We start from the raw sequence: 20,305 nt of genomic DNA, 5'->3' as shown, positions 1-20,305 counted from the left end.
ATCACCAAATACGGCGGCTCTAATCCGAGGGGCCGATCACAAAATTTTCAAGTCAGCGGCCAGACCTTATCCTTGCCGGATCGATCAGGCGCATAGAGGCCGGGCTTCCGATCGCTTGACATACCTTTCCACGGCGGCCAGAAGCCCGGTTATCTGTTTTTCTCTGATGTCGCCGATGTTCCCGATGCGGAAGGTGTCGCGTTCGGAGAGTTTTCCCGGATAGATCACATAGCCATCACGCTTGAGAGATTCATAGAACTCCGCAAAGTCAAAGCCGATCCCGTCTGGATAGAGGAAAGAGGTGATCACCGGCGAACGCAGCTCCGCGGGGAGCAGCGCCTTAAAGCCGAGGCCCTCCATCCCGCGGACAAGCATATCCCTGTTGGCGGCATAGCGCCTGTTGCGCGCGGCAGCGCCGCCCTCCGCCTTAAGTTCGCGCAGCGCCTCGGCGAATGCGCAGACGACGTGGGTCGGAGAGGTGAAGCGCCATTTGCCGCCGTGCTCCTCCATCGTCTTCCACTGTCCGTAAAGGTCAAGCGACAGCGAGCGCGCCAGTCCGGCGCATTCGGACAAAGCGGCGCGATTCGCGAGAACAAAGGCGAATCCGGGGACCCCCTCTATACATTTGTTGGCGCTGCTTATGAGAAAATCTATCTCAAGCACGTCCATGAATAGCGGAATACCGCCGAAGCTGCTCATCGCGTCGACGATGAGCTTTTTGCCGCGGCTCTTCGCGGCCCGGGCGACACTCTCGATGTCGTTCAGGATACCGGTAGTCGTCTCGCAATGAACGACGGCGACATGGGTCACCGCGGGGTCGTCGTCCAGCATCACGGCAAGCGTCTCCGCGTCGGGGCGTTCGCACTCGTCAAAGCGGAGCTCGACGGCCGGTACCTTCAATATTCCCGCGATCTCGGCGATCCGCCTGCCATATGCCCCGTTCGAGAGCACGGCGAGCTTGCCCCCCTGCGGGATGACGCTGCCGATCACCGATTCCACGGCAAATGTGCCGCTGCCCTGCATCAGCACCGCGGTATAACCGGCGCGCTTCGCGCGGTCGCGCAGCGCCATTTCGACAAGGTCGCCGCGCAGCTTTTCCACTAAATCGTTGTAGTCCCTGTCCCACGTACACCAGTCGCGCAGCATCGCCGCTTTCACGGCGGCGGTCGTCGTCAGCGGTCCCGGCGTCAGCAGCAGATATTTGTTTTCAGTCATCTTTGTCCATCTCCCTTACAAAGGCCGGCAGCTCCCGAATGCTCTCCAGCACATAGTCGGCCCCCGCGAGATAAAAACGCTCGCGCGCGGCCTGCCGCCTCTCATCTACCTCCTTAGCCGGCAGCGATTCAAACTCTGACCGCGTAAGGCCAAGCTCATTGCTGCCGCGCAGGATGCCGACGCTGATCACGCCGGCGTTTTTGCCCTCGCGGATATCCGCCGCCGTATCCCCAGCCTTTACCACCGAAGAGGGCGGATAAACGCCGAGCCGTTCCATATTTTTGAAGATCATCCACGGCGCTGGGCGCCCCTCAACGGCCTCGTCGGGCGTCACGATACAGTCGGGGGCATAGCCGGCCGCCTTCGCGAGCGGCGCGATAATATCCATCATCTTCCTCGTATAGCCGGTGGTCGAACCGATCTTTACCCCCGTTTCACGGAGCTCGCGCACCGCGCCGCAGACGCCCTCTAGCGGCTCCGCAAAATCATGGAGTATCTTCAAAAGCGCCGGCTCAAAGGCGGCGTACATCCCCAGCGCGTCGTCGTCTATCGGCATACGCCCATACTTTTCCCTGAATAGCCTCGCTGGACGCTCCATCCTGAGCAGCTCGCGGATATGCTCCAGCTTAGGCATCCCCATCGGCGCGCGCAGCTCGTCGGTTTCAAGGCGAAGCCCGCGCTGTGCAAAGATATCGGAGAAGACCCGCAGCGGGGCCATCGAGCCAAAATCCACCGTAGTGCCGGCCCAGTCGAGGATCACACATTTGATTTTTTTGCCGTTGTTCATTATTTGCCGCTCCTTTTCATCACAAAGGTATATTCGTAGAGTAGTTTCGCCGCCACGTTCACAAAGATCACAAGCACCGAGAGCGCCGCGGCGGGCGCGATGTCCCCGGCGTCCTCCATGTTCACGATAGCCACGGAGGCCAGTTTAAAATCCGGCGGATAGAGAAAGACGACCGCAGATATCGTCACCATCGCGTTGACAAAGAAATACAGCGCCGTCTCGAAGATCGCGGCGCGGCACATCGGCATAGTCACCTTAAAGAGCGTCCTGTAAGAGGGCACCGCCATCGAGGCGGCGACAGCCTCGATCTCGCGGTCAAGTTTTTTCAGCGCCGAGGAGGCGGTCACGTAGGGCACGGAATAGAAATGGACGACGTTGGCCAGCACCAGCACCGCCGCCGTGCCGTAGATGAAATTCAGCGGGTTGCCCTCCATATTGAAAAAGAAGATGAAGGCGAGCCCGATCGAAAGCCCCGGCAGCGCGAGCGGTATCAGTGAAAAGAGGTTTTCGGCCTGCCGAAGCAGCCGGTTCGCCGCGCTCTTCTCCACCAGCCAGGCGTTCATAAAGACGAAGGCCGTGCCGCAGAACGCCGTCAGCAGCGCGGTAACGAGGCTGTTGAAGAAGGAGCTCAGCCCTCCCGTGGCGGGACTGTCCACCGTGAAATGCTCGAAGGTCGGAACCATATTATAGGGCCAGGCCTTGATCAGCGAGGCGGCAAGCACCGCGGCGAAGAGCGTTATGATGAAGCCCGCGGCGAGGGCGCAGAAGAGCGTGAGCGCCGCGTCCCTCCCGCGATGAGGGATCACGCGGTAGGCCATGCTGCGCGAGCTCACCGTCACGCCGTTGTCGCTCGCGGTGAGGCGCTCCGTGACGAACATCACCACCGCCGGTATCATCAGCAGCAGCCCGACGACCGAGCCCATGCCGAAATTCTGCTGCCCGATCACCTGTTTATAGATGTCGGTGGCCAGCACGCTGTAATTGCCGCCGACCACCTTCGGCGCGCCGAAGTCTGAGAAACAGAGGGTGAAGGCGACGAGAAAGGCGCTGACAAGGCCGAACTTCGCTCCCGGCAGCGTGACCGTCCGCAAAATGCGCAGCGGGGCGGTCCCCATCGCGCGCGCCGCTTCGTAAAGGCGGTTATCGGTATAGGAAAGCGTGATATAGAGGATCAGAAAGGCTTGCGGGAATGTGTAGACTACCTCGGAGACGATGATCCCAAGCGGCCCGTAGAGCGGCAGCTTCAGCCCCAGCATCGTGATCACGCCCTTATTCCCGATCAGGTAGATCAGCGCGATGCCGAACATCATGGTCGGCGCGCAGAGCGGCAGCAGCGCGATGAACTTGAAAAACCCCTTCGCCGGCACCTCCGCGCGCGTCAGCGCGTAGGCGTAGATAAAGGCCAGCAGCAGCGATATCAGCGAAACGACGGCGGAGATCGCCAGAGAGTTCCAGAGCGCGCCGACGAGGTGCGGCGAAGCAAAATATTCGCGAAAATTGGCAAGGCCGATATAGGCCCCGTCAAAATCGGTAAAGGCCTTCGCAAAAAGAACAGCCATCGGCGCGGCGACGGCTGTGAAAAGCAGGCACAAACTTATTATGAGAAGCACGCTTTCCAAGCGGTTGGCGTTTTTGATCTTTTTCATCGTCAGGCGCTCTTGAGCATGATGACCTTATCCTGCGGGATATCGATATAGAGGCGGCTGCCGAGCCGCAGGACTCTGGCGTCACTCTGCTGCGAGGGGATGTCTATCATCAGGTGTCCCACGTGCGTATCGACCTCGAGGCGGTAAAAGGCGCCGCGGTACTCCACGTCACAGACCTCGGCCTGGACCGCGCTGTCCGACAGCGACTTGCTGAGACAGAGGCTCTCCGGGCGGATCGCCCTCCCCGCGCCGACAAAGTTAGCCGTGCCGACGAAATCGGCGACGAAGCCGTTGACGGGCGCGTCATAAAGCGCCTGCGGCGTATCCATCTGCTCGATGCGCCCCTCGTTCATGACGATGATACGGTCCGCCATCGAAAGGGCCTCCTCCTGATCGTGCGTCACCATGATCGTGGTGATCGCGAAACGCTGCTGTATACGGCGTATCTCCCGGCGCAGCCGCAGGCGCACCTTCGCGTCGAGCGCCGAAAGCGGCTCGTCGAGAAGCAGGAACTCCGGGTTAAGTACCAGCGCCCGGCAGATGGCCGCCCGCTGCTGCTGGCCGCCCGAGAGCTGCTGCGGATATTTTTTATTGTGGCCGCCCAATCCCGTCATTTCGATGATCCCGGCGACGCGCGCCGCGATCTCATCCTTCGCAAGCCCCTTATTCCAGAGGCCATAGGCGATATTCTCCTCGACGTTGAGATTCGGAAAGAGAGCGTAAGACTGAAAAACTATCCCAAAATTTCTTTCAGAGGGGGGCTCGCAGGTGACGTCGCGGCCCCCGATCTCTATCGTTCCCCCGTCTATGGCCTCCAGCCCGGCGAGCGCGCGCAGAAGCGTGCTCTTGCCGCAGCCCGAAGGACCTAATATGCAGACGAACTCTCCGTCGCGGATCTCAAAGCTTACTTTATCGAGAGCCGTCGTGCCCTTAAATCTCTTTGTAATATTCCGCGCGCGGAGAGTGGTCATCGTTACGCTCCTACTTCGCTTCCGTCTTGCCCTCGTAACGCGAGGCCCATTCCTTAAGCAGACGGTCGCGGTTCTGGGCGGCCCAGCGCAGGTCGTTCTTCTTCACGAGCTGCGACAGCGGGCTCTTTGAATACCCCTCGGGGATAGCGCCGCTCACCTTCACCGCCGTGATCGCGTAGTCATCCTTCAGCGCGTTGATCGCCTTGTCGGAGATGGCCCAGTCGAGGAACTTCTTCGCCTCCGGCTTGATATTCTTCTTTTTGATCAGGGCGTTCGCCTCGACGTCCCAGCCGCTGCCCTCAACGGGGAAGACTATCTCCACCGGCGCGCCCTTCTTCTTCTGGTTCACGCCGGCGTAACCGTAGGAGATTCCGACGGGAAACTCGCCAGAGGCGGCCTTCTTCGCGGGCGCGGAGCCGGAGTGAGTGTAGAGCGCGATATTCTCATGGAGCTTGTCAAGGTAGTCGAAGCCCGCCTTCTCGCCCATCAGCTGAAGGATTCCGGAGACGGCGAGAAAACCGGTTCCCGATGAATTGGGATTGCTCATGACGATCTTGCCCTTGAATTCGGGGCGCAGCAGGTCCTTATATGACTTTATCGCCGGCAGTCCCTGGGCTTTAGCCTCCGCGGTATTCACGACGATCGCGCACTCCCAAGCGTCGATGCCGACCCACGCGGGCGGATTCGCCGTGTCCTTCAGCATCTTTTCGACACGGGCCAGCCCCTTGGGAGCGTAGGGCTCGATAAGTCCCTTCTTTTCAAGCACGAGAAGGCTGGAGGCCGCCGTGCCCCAAACGACGTCGGCCGGCGTCCTCGCTCCTTCGGCGAGCAGCTTCGCTGTGATGATGCCCGTAGAGTCACGGACTATTTTTACGTCGATATCGGGATTTTCTTCCTTAAAGGTAGCGAGATACTTATTGATCTGCTCGTTCTCCAGCGCCGTATAGACGACGAGCTCCTTACCAGCCGCGTGCGCCGCGACCGCCGTGAATACCGCCGTGACGGCGATGAGCAGCAGCGCGAACTTCCAGGCCTTTCCGATCTGATCCGACAAATTCATCATCAAAAATCATCCTCTCAATGTGTTGACTCAATTTAACCACCACAAAGTTACGGATGTTTTTCGCCGAAGTTACGCGAAAGTAACGCCGACGCAAAAATATGTAAAGGGGAAGACAAGGCCGCCGCAGGAGGGGTTTCTCTCCGGCGGCGGCCTTACTGATTTATGTTATCGGACTGTCATTAACGCCGTGTTGACTTTTTCGCGAATCGTACTATCTCTTTTCGCGGCGGATAAAGGGAAGCACCGCGAGCGCAAGCAATGCCAGCGCGCCGAAGCCGCCGTTGCATCCGCTGCTTGAACCGCCGGATTTCGGCTCTGTCGCCGCGTTGGTGGCTACCGCCACGGGGTCGATCACGCTGCCGGCCGTCGCGTCGAGGTCGAAGTCGCCGTTGTCGGCTACGAATACTACCAGCGTATAGGTCGAAGCCTTCGCGACCTTATCCGTCAGGGCGAGGCTCTTGCCGTCAGCGTCTTTGAGCGTGAAAGTCTTGTCCGCGTAGTCTGCCGCCGCGGAGGCATAGCTGAACTGTCCGCCCTTGCCGTCTGCCAGGACCTTGATCACCTTGACGTCTCCCGCGACTGTGTTTTCCTCAGCGCCCAACTGTTCGCCGGTCATCGTGAAGGCGAGGGCGGCCACGTTATTTGCCGTTACCGCAGCCTGTACGATCGGAAGCAGGACCACGTTCTTCGGCGCGACTGTCGCGTCGGCGGATATCACTTCTTCAAGCGCGCTCTTGGCAAGCACGGGGCTGATCGTGAGTTTGCCGTCGGCGGTGGCGACGAGGTTCTTTTCCTCGATCTTTGTCGCGCTAACTACGGCGGCTTTACCTTCCTCGGTAGCTTCCGTAATGGCCGGCGTCGCCGCCTCTACGTTCTCCGGTTTGCCTTCTTCTTTATTGACGGGGTTGTTTTCTTTATCTACAGTCCCCGCGTCGACGGGGGCCGGCGTAGGCGTGACGGGATCGGGCGCCGCCGGGTCGGTGACGGTCACCGTGCAGGCGGCCGAGGTTTTTGACCCATTGGCGGTGATGACGGCGATGCCGGCTTTAACGGCAGTTACCGTGCCGTCCTTGACGGTGGCGACGGCTGTGTCGCTGCTTTCCCAAGTTATGCTGTCTTTCGCGTCATACTTGGCGGTCGCCTTGCCGGTCGCGCCGATGTTAAGTTCCATCTTGGACGGAGTCACGCTTACGGGAGTCGCTGCGCGCACTGTGACCACACATGTACCGACAGATTTGCTGGAATCGCCGGTCGCTGTTACGTCCGCAGTGCCCGCGCCGACGGCGGTGATGTTGCCGGAGCTGTCGACAGTCACGACGTCGTTGTTCTTAGATGCCCATGTAAAAGCCTCTTCGATGTCGCTGGATGCCGTCAACTTTGCCGTCGGCGTAAGGCCGAGTACGAGTTCGGCGGCTGTCGGAGTGACGGCGACGCTGGCGAGGGCGACGACATATTTACCTTCGACCTGCTTGACTACATAAGGAGACTCGACATAGGCGGACGGGTCGCTGCTGTAGGTGCCGCCGGTAATTACAAACGAATTTACGTGGCTCACGTCTCCGCTGTTCACATAAACACCAATAGCGTCATCCTGTTCAGCTATCAGCATCGCCGAACCGGAGATCGCAACATCCATGGACTGGCCTTTATAACTCGCATGGGATATCAAGGACAGTGCATTGCCAAGTTCGTTTGTTCCGCCGCCTGAGAACTTACTGTCTAGCGGGACATTATGTTTCCCCGTTGCCGTGATGGTTCCGCCTGTAATTATCACTCTTCCCGCTTTTACCTGAATGCCGTCCGCAGCCGACAGCGTGCCGCCAGATATACTTAAAGTTCCGCTGCTAGGGTGATAAATTGCCGCAGAATCGGCGCTAGCTACAGTAATCGTTCCGCCCTCCACGTAAATGCCGGAACCAGGTTCGGTAATATTTAGCCCATTCGTGCCTATACCGAAGCCATATTCGACTTTTATTTCGCCGTCTTTAAACGTCACTCTGGTACCGTCATCATAGGTTGTGATCCCAATACCTTCTTTGACCTCTATTATCGCTTTTTCGATGGTCAGATGAGTTCCTTTTTCGACGCGTATCACGCCATCGTTATGTTTACTATATTCTGCCGCGCTGGTATCACATATTTTCCCTCCGCCAACGCCATCTTTGATAGTAATGTCTCCTGATGTCGCGTAAATGATACTTCCAGGATACTTCAATGCATTACTTTCAAGTTCTCTGTATTTGCTTGTATCAGCGGATATAGTATGTCCATTCAGGTCCAACGTGACCTCTATATCCTTAGAAAGCTCTATTGCCTTCGTGTCGCCGCTCAAAACGATATCTTCGGACAGGATGTAATCCCCCGCCTCATTAAACAGCTCTCCAATATTAACCTGACCGATTTCTGTCGCTGTTGCCGCCATCGCCATCGGCGCGGCGGCCAGCACCATCAACAACACAAGAAAAATTATTCCGTACTTTCTCAGTTTACCCACTATCATCCTTCTCCTTTCTTCGTTCCGCTGTTGCCCCTCATCCACAGTTATGAAGTTCGCGTAATCAAGAATATTCTTTTATCTTTCCCCCCTTTGTTGAGATAGTATTATGATCGCGGTACTTCGTTCACCACGTCAGCCACAGTTCGCTCATGCTCCTGACAAGGAAAAACAACAGGGCAACTGATATGGAGAGCGAAATAAAAAACGTAGCGTATAATACTCTCTGTTTCACAGTATCTGTCACCTCCAGGTATGGCGTGCTTACAGCCGGTTTGTTCCGTTTTATAATGTGCCCCCCACGCTGCGAGCCGTTATTTTTTATATATTGCGGACACAAAATACAAAAAGCCTTTACTGATTGAGACGACAATGCCTCTGTATCAAAAAATTATGTCGATGTGCCTTCGTCTTTTATGGATTACATCTATTTTATTTTGATTTATAGTAGATGCATATTCGCTAAAAGTCAATTACATTCTAATATTTTCGCTAATAGTTAAATTTATTTCGATTATAACTGATAGTAATTTAGCTCTTTTCTAAGTAAATTGGTAAGAGAAAGGGGCTCGTCTAATGTGGAAAATTCAGAAGTATCGGATAGCCCGGAGATTGACGCAGGAAAACCTCGCTGAAAAGGTGGATCTCTCCGTAAGTTACATATCCGAGATCGAAAACGGGAAAAAACGTCCGTCTTTAAAAACGTTAGAGAAGATTGCCGCCGCGCTGGAGGTCTCTTTAGTTTCGCTGATGGGTGAAGATGATAAAAAAGACGCAGAAAAAGAAAACCAGATAGAATGCCCATTCCTCAAATACACGGGCGACAACGGTGAGATCGCCGCGGCAAACGGCATAACGCGGGAGATTTTCGCGGTCGTCGCTGAACTGCCGATGGAAGAAAAGATAAAGGTGCTATCGTATGTCCGCGATTTGAAGAAGCTTTCGGATTTTATGAAAGACAGAATATAACGGAAAGTTATTTTTTCACGCCGCCGCGTGGAAAAAACAGCCGGTCCTTCGGCAATGTAAGGATTTTTTAATCAAACTTGCTTTTTCTCGTCACCCACCAGGGAGCCATCGACGAATCTTTATGCGATTTAAATACAAGCTCATATATCGTGGCGACGAGGCTGTTGATGCGTGACGAAAAGATGAAGAGCGGAAACAGCGGCAGCAGGGGAAGCCTCGACAGATCATCTTTTTTCCGTTCGGAAATGAAGATGAGCGAGGTCACGTACATCGCAGTGAGCAGCAGGAAGTAGAAAAGATATACGACAAAGAGAAGGCTCAGTACATAGCTGAGCGGATATTCCCAGAAGAGCCAGAGGGTATACGTGAAGATGATGAAGGGCAGGACTATCTGGGAATAGAGCCCGTTAAGGACAGCCATGATAAAGTTCGGCCAGCCGAGAAGGCGCGCGCTGAATGCGCGCCAGTGTTTTTTGAAATAGATGAAGGGCAGGTCGCCGTCCCATCTTATCCTTTGCCTGAAGTACCCAAGCAGGGTGTCGGGCACGTCGGTATGGCCCATAGCCTCGGGGTCGAAGACTATCCTGAACTTTCCGCCGTAGCGGCCGAAGTATTGCTTTATGCGCAGCGTCATGTCGAGATCTTCCGCGGTACCGGCGTCCCACCCGCGCACCAGCTCGACGACCGAACGCCGGAATATACCGAAAGCCCCGGAGACGTTATTGACGAGGTTGAATTCGCTGAGCCCGGTCTTTGCCGTCTGTATCGAAATGAAGTATTCCACCGCCTGCAGTGAAGCGACAAGCGAGCTGTCGGCGTTGCGGACGCGCAGGCAGCCGGATACGGCGGCTACGGACGGATCTTCAAAATGACGCACGGCGCGTTCGACCATGTCGTTATCAAATGAGGTATCTCCGTCCAGGATGAACAGTATCTCCCCGTTTACATAATTAAGGCCGGTGTTGATGTTTGACACCCTTCCTCCCCTCTGCCATTTCGGAACGACTTCCAGGCTTCTCGCCGCAAAACTCCGCACATAGCCCCTCATCTCAAGGGCCGATTCATAGGTATCCTTATTCCGCGCCGCTCCGTCGATCATCGCTATCATCTGTATTCTTCCGGGATATACCTGCTCGGTAAGGGAACGGATGGTCCCCTGCACGCCGCGCCCTTCGCTGTAGCAGGTTATAACGCATGATACCGGAGGAAAATAGGGGCGCCTGGGCCCCTCTCCGCCGCGTTCCCAGATATATTTCATCACGCCCGCGTATATGAGCAGAGCGTATGGCAGCTCATAGAAGATGATAAAGGGCATGAAGCGCATTATGAGCGGCCAGGCGTCGCCGCTCATAAACGGCTCGATTATGGGCTTCAGAAACGCCAGAAGGTACTCGTACATTTAAAGGCGGCCTTCCTTAATCCTCTTTCGCGAGTTTTTTAAGCAGCTCTTGAGGCGGCACCTTGGCGACGGCGTCGGATACCATGAAACATTTCGCGGACAGCCTCAGCTTGCCGGCTGCCTGTTCGCCAAAGAGGGACGACATTTCCTCCAGCCTCTTCGCGAGGGCCGTTCCCCCATCAAGCGACGTGCGCGGCAATATCAGCCAGAACGTTCCGTCTTCGTCAAGCGTCGTGATATCCGTCTCGCGCACGGAGGCCCTTATCCTTGTGTCAAGCTCAGCTATCAGCTTTCTAAGTTCGGCTGCCCCGATCACGTCTTCCGCCTCCGAAAGGCCGATAAGTTTTACCCGCAGCAGGGAGAACCCGGCGTCGGGATAGCGCCCGCGAAAACTTGAAAGCCATTTGACAACGCTGCAGAATGTCTGTATGCTCACGACGTTGGTCCCTCCGAAGAGCGTGAAATCTTCGGATATGATGCCGGTGCGCACCGCCTCTTCCCCACGTTCGCCGAGCCTGTATCCATAGAAATTATTTATCGTGAGTTCGCCGGGAAGCGACTGCGACCCGCAATTGAGGCATGATACCTTTACGTCCGCTTCGACAAACGACGAGCCGCAATCCTCGCACTGGTAAGATTCGAGCGGATGATCGTAGTCGCTGCCGATATGACGAAGTTTTGTATCGCAGCGAGGGCAAACAAGCGAGAAATCACGCCTGAAATCGGACTCGGGAGCTACATTGCCGCAGGTGAAGCAATGCAGCATCCGCTTCTTGGCGATATTAAGACTGCCGCAGTTCGGGCAGACATCGACATAATTGAGATGCCCGGTCTGGCATTTCGGGCAGAGCCTTATGCGGTCATATATGGCCGTATGCTCGGTATAACCTCGCCGCTGCAAGTTTCTTATCCATTTCGTCGCTGCCGCCATCTCCTTGTCGTCAAAGACGAAACGATTGTATGAGCGGATGTCGCGGCAATCATAACATGTTTCGTCGGTTTGCGGCTCGCGTTCCATGATCACAGCCAGGGCAAACGCATCAATAAAGGTCAAAAACTTTGTACAAAAAAACGATATCACCAGCAACCATAAACCGAAACGTATCATATGAAAATGTATTATCCCTAATCAAATAAATCATTAATATGCTAAACTACAATAAATAATTTATGGAGTGTTTTAATGAACATGCAAACAAGCATCAGCCAACATTTCGCTATTCTCACTGACAATCGTGCGGAGAACCACATCAGGCACAACCTGACCGACATTCTTACTATTGTGCTGTGCGGGGTCATCTGCGGTGCGGAAGGCTTTAACGACATTGAACTTTTTGCAAAGTGCAAACAGGATTTCTTTGAATCGTTTCTTGATTTACCAAATGGAATCCCTTCCCACGACACAATGAACAGGGTAATGTCAGCCTTGGACCCGAAGCAGTTTTCGGAGTGTTTTGCGAACTGGGCCAGGTCATTGTCCGAACGTTTAAAAGGCGTCATTGCCATCGACGGCAAGACATCCAGAAGGTCCTTCAAAAATACAGAGCACCGCGATTGCCTGCATATGGTAAGTGCGTGGTCCTCAGATAATGGAATTGTTTTAGCCCAAACAGCAACGGAAGCTAAGTCAAACGAAATTACAGCAATTCCGACCCTTCTGGATATGCTTGATATCAAAAACTGCACTATAACAATAGACGCCATGGGATGCCAGAAAGCAATAGCAGATAAGATCGTCTCTATGAAAGGGAATTACCTGCTGGCCTTGAAAGGCAATCAGGGCGGCACGCTGGAAATGGCGGAACATCTTTTCAAATGCGAAGAGAAAACAGATTACGCCGGAGTAACTCACACATCATATGCGACGATTGAAAAAAGCCACGGTCGTATAGAAAAAAGGAACGTCGCTGCAATAGAAAACAATGAGAAAATAGACATTGCGGAATTTGATAAATGGAAGGGGCTCAAGAGCATAATCATGGTGGAATCCACAAGAGAATCCGGCACTCAGAGTTCTGTGGAACGAAGATACTACATAAGCAGTCTGCCGGCTGACGCGGCAGAAATAGGACGGTCAGTACGTTCACACTGGGGTATCGAAAACAGTCTCCATTGGGTTCTTGATGTGATATTCAATGAAGACGCGATGCGCAACAGACAAAAAAACAGTGCCGCAAATATGGCAATCATCAGGCATTGTGCAATTAATTTACTGAAACAAGACAAATCCGGCAAAACCAGCCTTAGGGGAAAACGCCTTAAGGCTGGATGGGATAATGATTATATGATCAAGTTAATCTCAGAATGTTGATGCGTTTGCCCTGTGATCACAGCGGCGGCGGGATATCCATATATCCATTTCGAGCCGGGAACACAGTAAGGGGTCAGCTCGTAGCCGCTGCCCCTCGCATACATGTAACTGAGCATCCGCAGCTTGTAGCTTCCGGCCAGGGAGGATGCCTTTACCCTCTCTCCGCGAGCGAGTATGGCACCGCCTTCCCTCTCGATGGCGCCGATATCGTCAGAAACGCCGTCAGCCAGAATGTCAAGACCGCATACCGAACGTGTGAAAAAATTGGAGCATAGCAAAAGACCGGGCTCTGGCGAAGGTTCAGGATATCTTCGTAGTACGCTCTTCCCTCTCCCGGCAAATACCGGGACGAATCGATGATGATTATAGCGGGGCTATGCTCCGCGGCAAGCAACTCGCGTACGGAACCGTAATCATGGGCCGCCCCGTCGCCGGGAGCGTTGCCTCCGTTCAGCAGCCTCAAAACCGGATATTTTTTCATATTTGAAATTCACTCCTAACGAAAGAACCTGATTCCCCAGTCGACGCGGACCGGCATCCCGTTGACGCTCTCCTCCGGCAGGAGACGCTCGTTCGGTTTCAGAAAAACGACAATGCCGCGCCTCCCTGAAAGTATCGTGTCGGAGAGACCCCCGGGCACGCTGTTGGCATTCAGCGGAGGCTCGGATACCACGGCCTCTATCGTCCTGCCGCTGCCGGGGAGACGCACCTCAACGACCCTTCCCGGCCGTACCCGATCGTCATAGTTTTCCGGAAGTACATAGGCGATAACATACGGCTCGCCGGGGTCGGCTATCCGCATCAGCTCATGTTCGCCCGCCGTGTCATAGCCCGGCGTAACCGATATGTACTCTACCCTTCCCGCGCGCGGGGCGTAGATCGTAAGCGGCGTGCTCTGTTTCTCCGCAAGCATATCGGCATACCTTTTCAGATACATTTTTCTGGTCTCGACACCGGCGTCAGGCAGTGCCGGCGGATTTTTCAGCGCCTCGATATCTCTCTGAGAGGCGAGCCGGCGCTCCTTCGCCTGATTATATTCGGCGCGGGTGGCGGCTCCTTTTTCCATCAGTTCCTTCATAACGCGTTCCTCATTCGCGAGATGGGCCATCATGCCGTCCTGATAGCTTGACGGACGGTTTGAAACCGCGGTACCGCCGGCGCGGCCAAGCGCCTCAAGTTCGGCCTCCACGCGCTGCCGCTCCGCCGCCTCCGCCTCGGGAATATTTCTCTTTACCTCCGCAAGGCGGCTGCCCGCGCGCACAAACTCACCCGGCTTTACATATATTTTCGTCACGACTCCGCCTCCGACGACGCTCACCGGATAGGAATCCATTGCCACAACACCCGAAGAGGATACAAAGAGCCAGTTCGCTCCCAGTGAAACAAGCAGCCACAGAAACGGAGTGAACACCGCGGCCAATATCAGCCACCACGTTACCTTTGAAACCTTCCTCTTTGCCGGGGCGTAATTTATCTTCATTCCGTCCTTACTCTCCGGATCGCCCATCTTGCCGAACGATATCCTCATCAGCGCATCACCTCATAATCTTTCCAATCCTGCACGACGATCCCCCGGTAGTTGCCGTATAAAGAAAGTTTTTTCCCCAGCTCGCCCATCGAGGTTAAAAAAACGCCGGTCCCCGCGGAGGCATAGCTTTCATTATCTGGCAGTGATCGCTCCACGCTCTGCGCCAGCACAAAATTAAATTGCGGATGACCGGTGAGGATGCGTGACATTCTTGACGCCGTCTTATCGGCGTTCGTGGAATATATCATCGGCGCTATATAGCCGATGCAGGCAGGCGGCAGCCTTTTGGCAACAATCTCCCCCAGCTTTCCCTCAAGATACCTCGGATGTATTGAGACAGAGACCGGCGCGCGGGCCGCCGCGCATGACTCCTTTATCGTGTCGATGAGCAGAGAAAGCAGCTTCGGGCGCATATTCGCCGCCCCCGGCAGGGAATCGGGCTCTATGTCGAGGTGTATGCCGCCAAATGGGAAAGCGGACATAGACCTTATTATAGAAATCAGCTTGCCCCTGTTCCCCGGAAAAAGCCAGGTAGGCTCGCCCAGAAGCAGCTCAAAAGATACCCCCATGGCCTCCCCCTCCGCAAGAAGGGTTTTTAAATTATTTCGCGCCTCCCCGCCCTGAAAGCTGCTTAGCTCTTTGCCCGTGAATGATATCAGCACCTTTGTGATGCCGCGCTCCCGCAGCCTGTTCAGCATGAGACGCCGCGAATCAGGGCGGAGAAACGGAGCCGCCTCCCATATATAGACGCTTTCCGGCCTGCCAGATACGCCGCCGTTCAGCCCCGTTGCCGCAGCCGGAACGGCGAAGGCTCCCGAAAACCACTGAGGCGACAGCATCTTCCCTATCGCCTCCGCGGAGGCAACGGAAGTACGGTCGGAGGGCTCGCTCTCCCGGCCGCGCGGATAGGCGTAACAGAGTATATCCGCGCCGCTTTCCATAAAAAGAAGGTACGAGTCAAGCACATCCATCGCCACCCGATAATATTGATAACGGCCGCTCTGCAGCTGCTCAAAGGTATCGCCGGCGATTGAGGCGTGACGCAGCAGCTTCTCACGAACATTTTCCGATATCGCCCTCAGCCGGGAAAGCTGTGCCTCGATATTCGCCGCAGCGTATGCCGCGTAAGAGAGAGCCTCTTCCGCCTCGCCCTCCAGCTTCATACGGGCAAAGTGTTCCTCGCGCTCCGCGCGCTCATAGTCGGCGCGCGCCGCGAGGTTTGCCTTGTCCTCGCGGGAAACGGCCGTTTTAAGCGGCTCGGAAATATTGAATCCAAGATACACTCCGCTGCCATAATCGCCGGGTTCCTCTTTACTTCCGGTTATTCCAAGCACCAGCGCGCTATCTCGGTCTACCCGTTTCGTGACATCGACAAGTTCGGCGTACTTTTCCAGCCCCTCCCTCCTCATCAGAGAAGCCGGATTTGCGGCGACGTCGGCATTCGCACCCTCAAACACCGGCAGCGTCGGGAAGGGAGGCTCCTCCGGCATCGGCCACATAACGCCGGTAGCCAGACGGATCACCTGAAGCGCCTGCACCCTCCTCAGATTTGAGACGGCTATGTCACGTTTCGCCATATCATAAGCGGCACGGAATTCAAGATTATCCGCCTCCAAAAGAAGAAACGCGTCCCTTCTCTCGTCAAGATACCTCGTCACATCCTCACGGGAACGGAGAAACTGCTTTGCCAGTTTTATCTTCTGAGATTCTATCCATAAGACCGCGTATGCCTTCCGCAGCGCCGTCAAATTGTGAAGCGCGAGCATTTGCGGTCGGTATTTGGAATCTATCGCCGTTATCTCCGCGTTGAGCCTGTTTATCCTGAGCCTGTTCCACGTACCGAAAAGCGGAAAACTAAGCCCCGTTCCCACTGTGATCTTTTCATAGCTTATATTGGTGGAACTGCCGACATACTGCGGTTCGTCATTATAGCCATAGGAGGCGTTGAAAAAATAACGGACGCCCTCCCTCTGTAATTCAAGTTCCTCGGTAAGCGCGTCGCGCCGCATCGCCGATATGGCCGCCAGCACCTCTGGACCGTCGCCGGCTTTGCCCTCAAGCTCATCCAACGCGGGGAACCCCCAAACCACGCTTGGATCAAGAAAAAAGATAGACAGTGTGACAATAAACGCGAACATGCGATAAGAAGGATACCTTTTGCCTGCAAAAACCGAAGCCTTTATCTCGATCACCATCCATAAATTGTTATATCGCCCTCCCATATATAAAACCAGAAAACGAGCTAAGTATGTATATCATAACTACATACAATCGCCCTAAGCATTAATGACGATTTATGGCCGGTAACGTACCGTTAACGCAGGCCGCCGCTGTATGCGGCACCAGGCGGCAGAGAGCCAGCAGCTCCTGCGCGCGAAGACAAAAAAAGAGAGCCAAGACTAAAAGTCTCAACTCTCTTTTCTCAATTAATTCCGGCAACGACCTACTCTCCCACGGATACCCTCCGTAGTACCATCGGCGATGAGAGGCTTAACTGCCAGGTTCGGCATGGAACTGGGTGGGACCCTCTCTCCATAATCACCGGAAACTTTATGAATAAACGCTTGCGCGTTCATCTGCTTTGTCATTTTCCACGCGAGATATTATATCACACGCTTTGGACTGTAGACCCTCTAACTTTTGTGATTTTGGCAGAGATTTGTTCCAGAAGACGTGAAGCGCGTAAGGAGGGCGAGTTAAGACGCACTCTAGTGCGTCGACGCGAGCCCGACCAGCGCTTTGCGGCTTCTGGGGCAAAGTTCTGTCAAAATCAGGTCTATAAAGGATTTATGAGGTTAAGGCCTCGGTGTATTAGTATTGGTCAGCTCAAAGGGCGTTACCCTCTTACACTCCCAACCTATCTAACCGGTCGTCTGCCGGACACCTTACTTGCTTATGCAATGAGGTATGCTCATCTTGAGGCCGGCTTCCCGCTTAGATGCCTTCAGCGGTTATCCGATCCGAACATGGCTACCCAGCTTTTACTCCTGGCGGAATAACTGGTTCACTAGCGGTTCGTCCATCCCGGTCCTCTCGTACTAGGGACAGTTCCTCTCAAATACCTTGCGCCCACAGTGGATAGGGACCGAACTGTCTCACGACGTTCTGAACCCAGCTCACGTACCGCTTTAATGGGCGAACAGACCAACCCTTGGGACCTGCTTCAGCCCCAGGATGCGATGAGCCGACATCGAGGTGCCAAACGCCGCCGTCGATAGGAACTCTCGGGCGGCATCAGCCTGTTATCCCCGGGGTAGCTTTTATCCGATGAGCGATGGCCTTTCCACTCAGGACCACCGGATCACTAGGACCAACTTTCGTTTCTGATCGACCTGTCAGTCTCACAGTTAAGCCACCTTATACCCTTACGCTCTTTGTGTGTTTTCCATTCACACTGAGGTGACCTTCGCGCGCCTCCGTTACTCTTTGGGAGGCGACCGCCCCAGTCAAACTGCCCGCCTGACAATGTCCCGCATCATGTTTCAATGCTTGCGGTTAGAATCCCAGCACAATAAGGGTGGTATTCCAACGGTGTCTCCATAAAGACTGACGTCCTTATTTCACTGACTCCCACCTATCCTATACATACTATACCGAAATTCAATATCAAGTTACAGTAAAGCTCCACGGGGTCTTTCCGTCCTACTGCGGGTAACTGGCGTCTTTACCAGTACCACAATTTCACCGGGTCCACTGTCGAGACAGCGCTCAGATCGTTACACCTTTCGTGCAGGTCGGAACTTACCCGACAAGGAATTTCGCTACCTTAGGACCGTTATAGTTACGGCCGCCGTTTACTGGGGCTTCAGTTCAAGGCTTCGACTTGCGTCTAACTTCTCCCTTTAACCTTCCAGCACCGGGCAGGTGTCAGACCCTATACTTCGGCTTGCGCCTTGAGCAGAGTCCTGTGTTTTAGTTAAACAGTCGCCTGAGCCTGGTTTCTGCGAACCAAAGATGCTTATTACGTATAGTATTGACATCTCCAGCCACTCCTTCTCCCGAAGTTACGGAGTCAACTTGCAGAGTTCCTTAACAATGGTTATCCCGTTCACCTTAGCCTTCTAAGCCAACCCACCTGTGTCGGTTTTGAGTACGGGTTCGATAGTTCTCCATAGTGGCTTTTCTCGGCAGCCGAGCATTTGCACCTTCTCGAATCAGATTCTTCCACGTCAGTTCTCGGCCTTTAGAAAAGGGATTTGCCTCTTTTTTCTAGCCTACGACTTTGTACCGGGATTTCCATCACCCGGCGTGCATAGCTTTCTGCGTCACCACTTCTGTCAAACGAGCTACCGAAGGGCGGGATTGTCTACCCGCTGTCCATCGACTACGCCTTTCGGCCTCGCCTTAGGTCCCGCCTAACCCTGGGTGGATGAACCTTCCCCAGGAATCCTTGGGTTTTCGGTGAGTGTGTTTTCGCACACTTTTCGCTACTCATGCCGTCATTCTCACTTCTTTATTGTCCACAGTGCCTTACAGCACTGCTTCGTCCTATAAAGAACGCTCCCCTACCAGTCAATAGATATCTCCATTGAATCCGAAGCTTCGGCGCCATGCTTAGCCCCCCACATTTTTGGCGCAGGGACGCTCGACCAGTGAGCTGTTACGCACTCTTTCAAGGGTGGCTGCTTCTGAGCCAACCTCCTGGCTGTCTGGGCATCCCCACATCCTTGTAACACTTAGCATGGGCTTTGGGACCTTAGCTGTCGGGCTGGGCTGTTTCCCTTTCGACTACGGATCTTCGCACTCGCAGTCTCACTCCCAATCTTGATCTGCAGGTATTCTGAGTTTGATTAAGCTCGGCAGGCAGTGCTGCCCCCTTACCTATTCAGTGCTTTACCCCCTGCAGTCTGTCGATTGAGGCTGCACCTCAATGCATTTCGGGGAGAACCAGCTATCACCATACTCGATTAGCTTTTCACTCCTATCCACACCTCATCCAGGCCTTTTTCAACAGGCTGTGGTTCGATCCTCCAACCGGTGTTACCCGGTCTTCAATCTGGACATGGATAGATCGTATGGCTTCGGGTCTATAGCACGCGACTTGCGCCCTGTTCAGACTCGCTTTCGCTGCAGCTGCAAACCTTGTAGTTTTTAACTTTGTCCACGTACTATAACTCGACGGCTCATTTTCCAAGAGGCACGAGGTCACATCCGAAGATGCTCCCTCTGCTTGTTAGCACGAGGTTTCAGGTCTGTTTCACTCCCCGCCAGGGGTGCTTTTCACCTTTCCCTCTCGGTACTGTTTCTCTATCGGTCGCTGAATGTGTTTAGCCTTGGACCGTGGTCGGCCCGGATTCGTACGGAATTTCACGTGCTCCGTATTACTTGGGTGTCTGTCTAAGAGGCCTTTGTATTTCACTTACGAGGCTTTCACTCTCTATGGCTCGATTTTCCAACTCGATTCGGTTATAAAACGGCTTTGTAACTCTTTCGGAGTTCTGCAGGACTCCGCGACAGGTCCCTCTACCCCATTTACACAACGCCTGCAGGCTTGGCATGTATATGGTTTGGGCTATGCCCCTTTCGCTCACCACTACTTGGGGTATCTCTTACGATTTCTTTTCCTCCGGGTACTGAGATGTTTCACTTCCCCGGGTTGCCGCCTATTGGATAGGCTCACAGGTTGCCCTGTGAAGGTTGCCCCATTCAGAGATCCGCGGATCACGGGATGCTTGCTCCTCCCCGCGGCTTTTCGCAGCTTGCTGCGTCTTTCTTCGGCATTCAGCGCCAAGGCATTCCCCTCGTGCTATGTTGTACCTTAACCTCATAAATCCTTTATTGACCTTGTATTGTCCTTGCGGTTTTGAAGGTCTTTTTGTCATGGTTCTTTTTGAACAAAAAGAATGAGAAAGCAAAAGGTCCTGTCGGGTCGTCTCAAAAGGGCACTTTGTTGTTTTAGCTGTCGCTTTACGCGACTGCTCC

General features: G+C 54.4%; 13 protein-coding genes and 2 rRNA genes. 2 read left to right on the top strand and 13 right to left on the bottom strand.

The window, feature by feature from the left end; all coding sequences use genetic code 11:
• Positions 1-84: 84 nt before the first annotated feature.
• The 6 genes from CLOEV_RS04435 to CLOEV_RS04410 all read right to left on the bottom strand — a co-directional run bounded on the left by CLOEV_RS04435 (position 85) and on the right by CLOEV_RS04410 (position 8,176).
• Positions 85-1,215 carry a 2-aminoethylphosphonate--pyruvate transaminase gene (locus tag CLOEV_RS04435; protein WP_034442136.1) on the bottom strand — a complete coding sequence of 377 codons (1,131 nt, stop codon included), beginning with the start codon at positions 1,213-1,215 and terminating at the stop codon, positions 85-87.
• Entirely contained in the window at positions 1,208-2,002 is a 795-nt protein-coding gene (gene phnX / locus CLOEV_RS04430; protein WP_008710882.1) for a phosphonoacetaldehyde hydrolase, read from the bottom strand. The genes CLOEV_RS04435 and phnX overlap by 8 nt, the downstream gene beginning before the upstream one ends.
• Positions 2,002-3,648 carry a putative 2-aminoethylphosphonate ABC transporter permease subunit gene (locus tag CLOEV_RS04425; protein ID WP_034442133.1) on the bottom strand — a complete coding sequence of 549 codons (1,647 nt, stop codon included), beginning with the start codon at positions 3,646-3,648 and terminating at the stop codon, positions 2,002-2,004. Before CLOEV_RS04425 ends, phnX begins: the two co-directional genes overlap by 1 nt.
• A gap of 2 nt (positions 3,649-3,650) precedes the next feature.
• Positions 3,651-4,619: an ABC transporter ATP-binding protein gene (locus tag CLOEV_RS04420; RefSeq protein ID WP_008710878.1), complete on the bottom strand. Its 969-nt coding sequence runs from the start codon at positions 4,617-4,619 to the stop codon at positions 3,651-3,653.
• 10 nt (positions 4,620-4,629) lie between these two features.
• Positions 4,630-5,682, bottom strand: a complete 1,053-nt coding sequence (locus CLOEV_RS04415; RefSeq protein ID WP_034442130.1) for a putative 2-aminoethylphosphonate ABC transporter substrate-binding protein — start codon at positions 5,680-5,682, stop codon at positions 4,630-4,632.
• Between the two features lie 211 nt (positions 5,683-5,893).
• Positions 5,894-8,176: an Ig-like domain-containing protein gene (locus CLOEV_RS04410; RefSeq protein ID WP_169732192.1), complete on the bottom strand. Its 2,283-nt coding sequence runs from the start codon at positions 8,174-8,176 to the stop codon at positions 5,894-5,896.
• A 576-nt stretch (positions 8,177-8,752) separates the two neighbouring features.
• Between CLOEV_RS04410 and CLOEV_RS15790 the strand changes: the two genes are divergently transcribed.
• A complete protein-coding gene (locus CLOEV_RS15790) occupies positions 8,753-9,145 on the top strand; it encodes a helix-turn-helix domain-containing protein (RefSeq protein ID WP_008710873.1) in 393 nt (130 codons plus the stop codon).
• Positions 9,146-9,212: 67 nt separating this feature from the next.
• Here CLOEV_RS15790 and CLOEV_RS04400 read toward each other — a convergent pair whose 3' ends face one another.
• Together CLOEV_RS04400 and CLOEV_RS04395 are read right to left on the bottom strand one after the other, a co-directional pair.
• Positions 9,213-10,544 (bottom strand): glycosyltransferase family 2 protein, encoded by a 1,332-nt coding sequence (locus CLOEV_RS04400; RefSeq protein ID WP_051484884.1) that lies wholly within the window; start codon positions 10,542-10,544, stop codon positions 9,213-9,215.
• Between the two features lie 16 nt (positions 10,545-10,560).
• Complete coding sequence (locus CLOEV_RS04395; RefSeq protein WP_156938362.1) at positions 10,561-11,598, bottom strand: TackOD1 domain-containing metal-binding protein; 1,038 nt, start codon at positions 11,596-11,598, stop codon at positions 10,561-10,563.
• Between the two features lie 129 nt (positions 11,599-11,727).
• Between CLOEV_RS04395 and CLOEV_RS04390 the strand changes: the two genes are divergently transcribed.
• Positions 11,728-12,855, top strand: coding sequence for an ISAs1 family transposase (locus CLOEV_RS04390; RefSeq protein ID WP_034442124.1), 1,128 nt, complete (start codon positions 11,728-11,730; stop codon positions 12,853-12,855).
• Positions 12,856-13,006: 151 nt separating this feature from the next.
• On the opposite strand, the gene CLOEV_RS04385 is transcribed toward CLOEV_RS04390, so the two are convergent.
• The 5 genes from CLOEV_RS04385 to CLOEV_RS04365 form a co-directional block, all read right to left on the bottom strand.
• On the bottom strand, positions 13,007-13,336 hold the full coding sequence (locus CLOEV_RS04385; RefSeq protein WP_034442121.1) for a hypothetical protein: 330 nt from the start codon (positions 13,334-13,336) through the stop codon (positions 13,007-13,009).
• A 15-nt stretch (positions 13,337-13,351) separates the two neighbouring features.
• Positions 13,352-14,383 (bottom strand): HlyD family secretion protein, encoded by a 1,032-nt coding sequence (locus CLOEV_RS04380; protein WP_034442118.1) that lies wholly within the window; start codon positions 14,381-14,383, stop codon positions 13,352-13,354.
• Positions 14,383-16,452, bottom strand: a complete 2,070-nt coding sequence (locus CLOEV_RS04375; protein ID WP_156938361.1) for a TolC family protein — start codon at positions 16,450-16,452, stop codon at positions 14,383-14,385. The genes CLOEV_RS04380 and CLOEV_RS04375 overlap by 1 nt, the downstream gene beginning before the upstream one ends.
• A gap of 361 nt (positions 16,453-16,813) precedes the next feature.
• Positions 16,814-16,929, bottom strand: a 5S ribosomal RNA gene (rrf, locus tag CLOEV_RS04370).
• 245 nt (positions 16,930-17,174) lie between these two features.
• A 23S ribosomal RNA gene (locus CLOEV_RS04365) occupies positions 17,175-20,147 on the bottom strand.
• Positions 20,148-20,305: the final 158 nt, after the last annotated feature.

The organism is Cloacibacillus evryensis DSM 19522, from assembly GCF_000585335.1.
GTDB lineage: Bacteria > Synergistota > Synergistia > Synergistales > Synergistaceae > Cloacibacillus > Cloacibacillus evryensis.
Note: the sequence above shows the minus strand (reverse complement) of the source record. Positions and strands in the feature narration are given on the sequence as shown.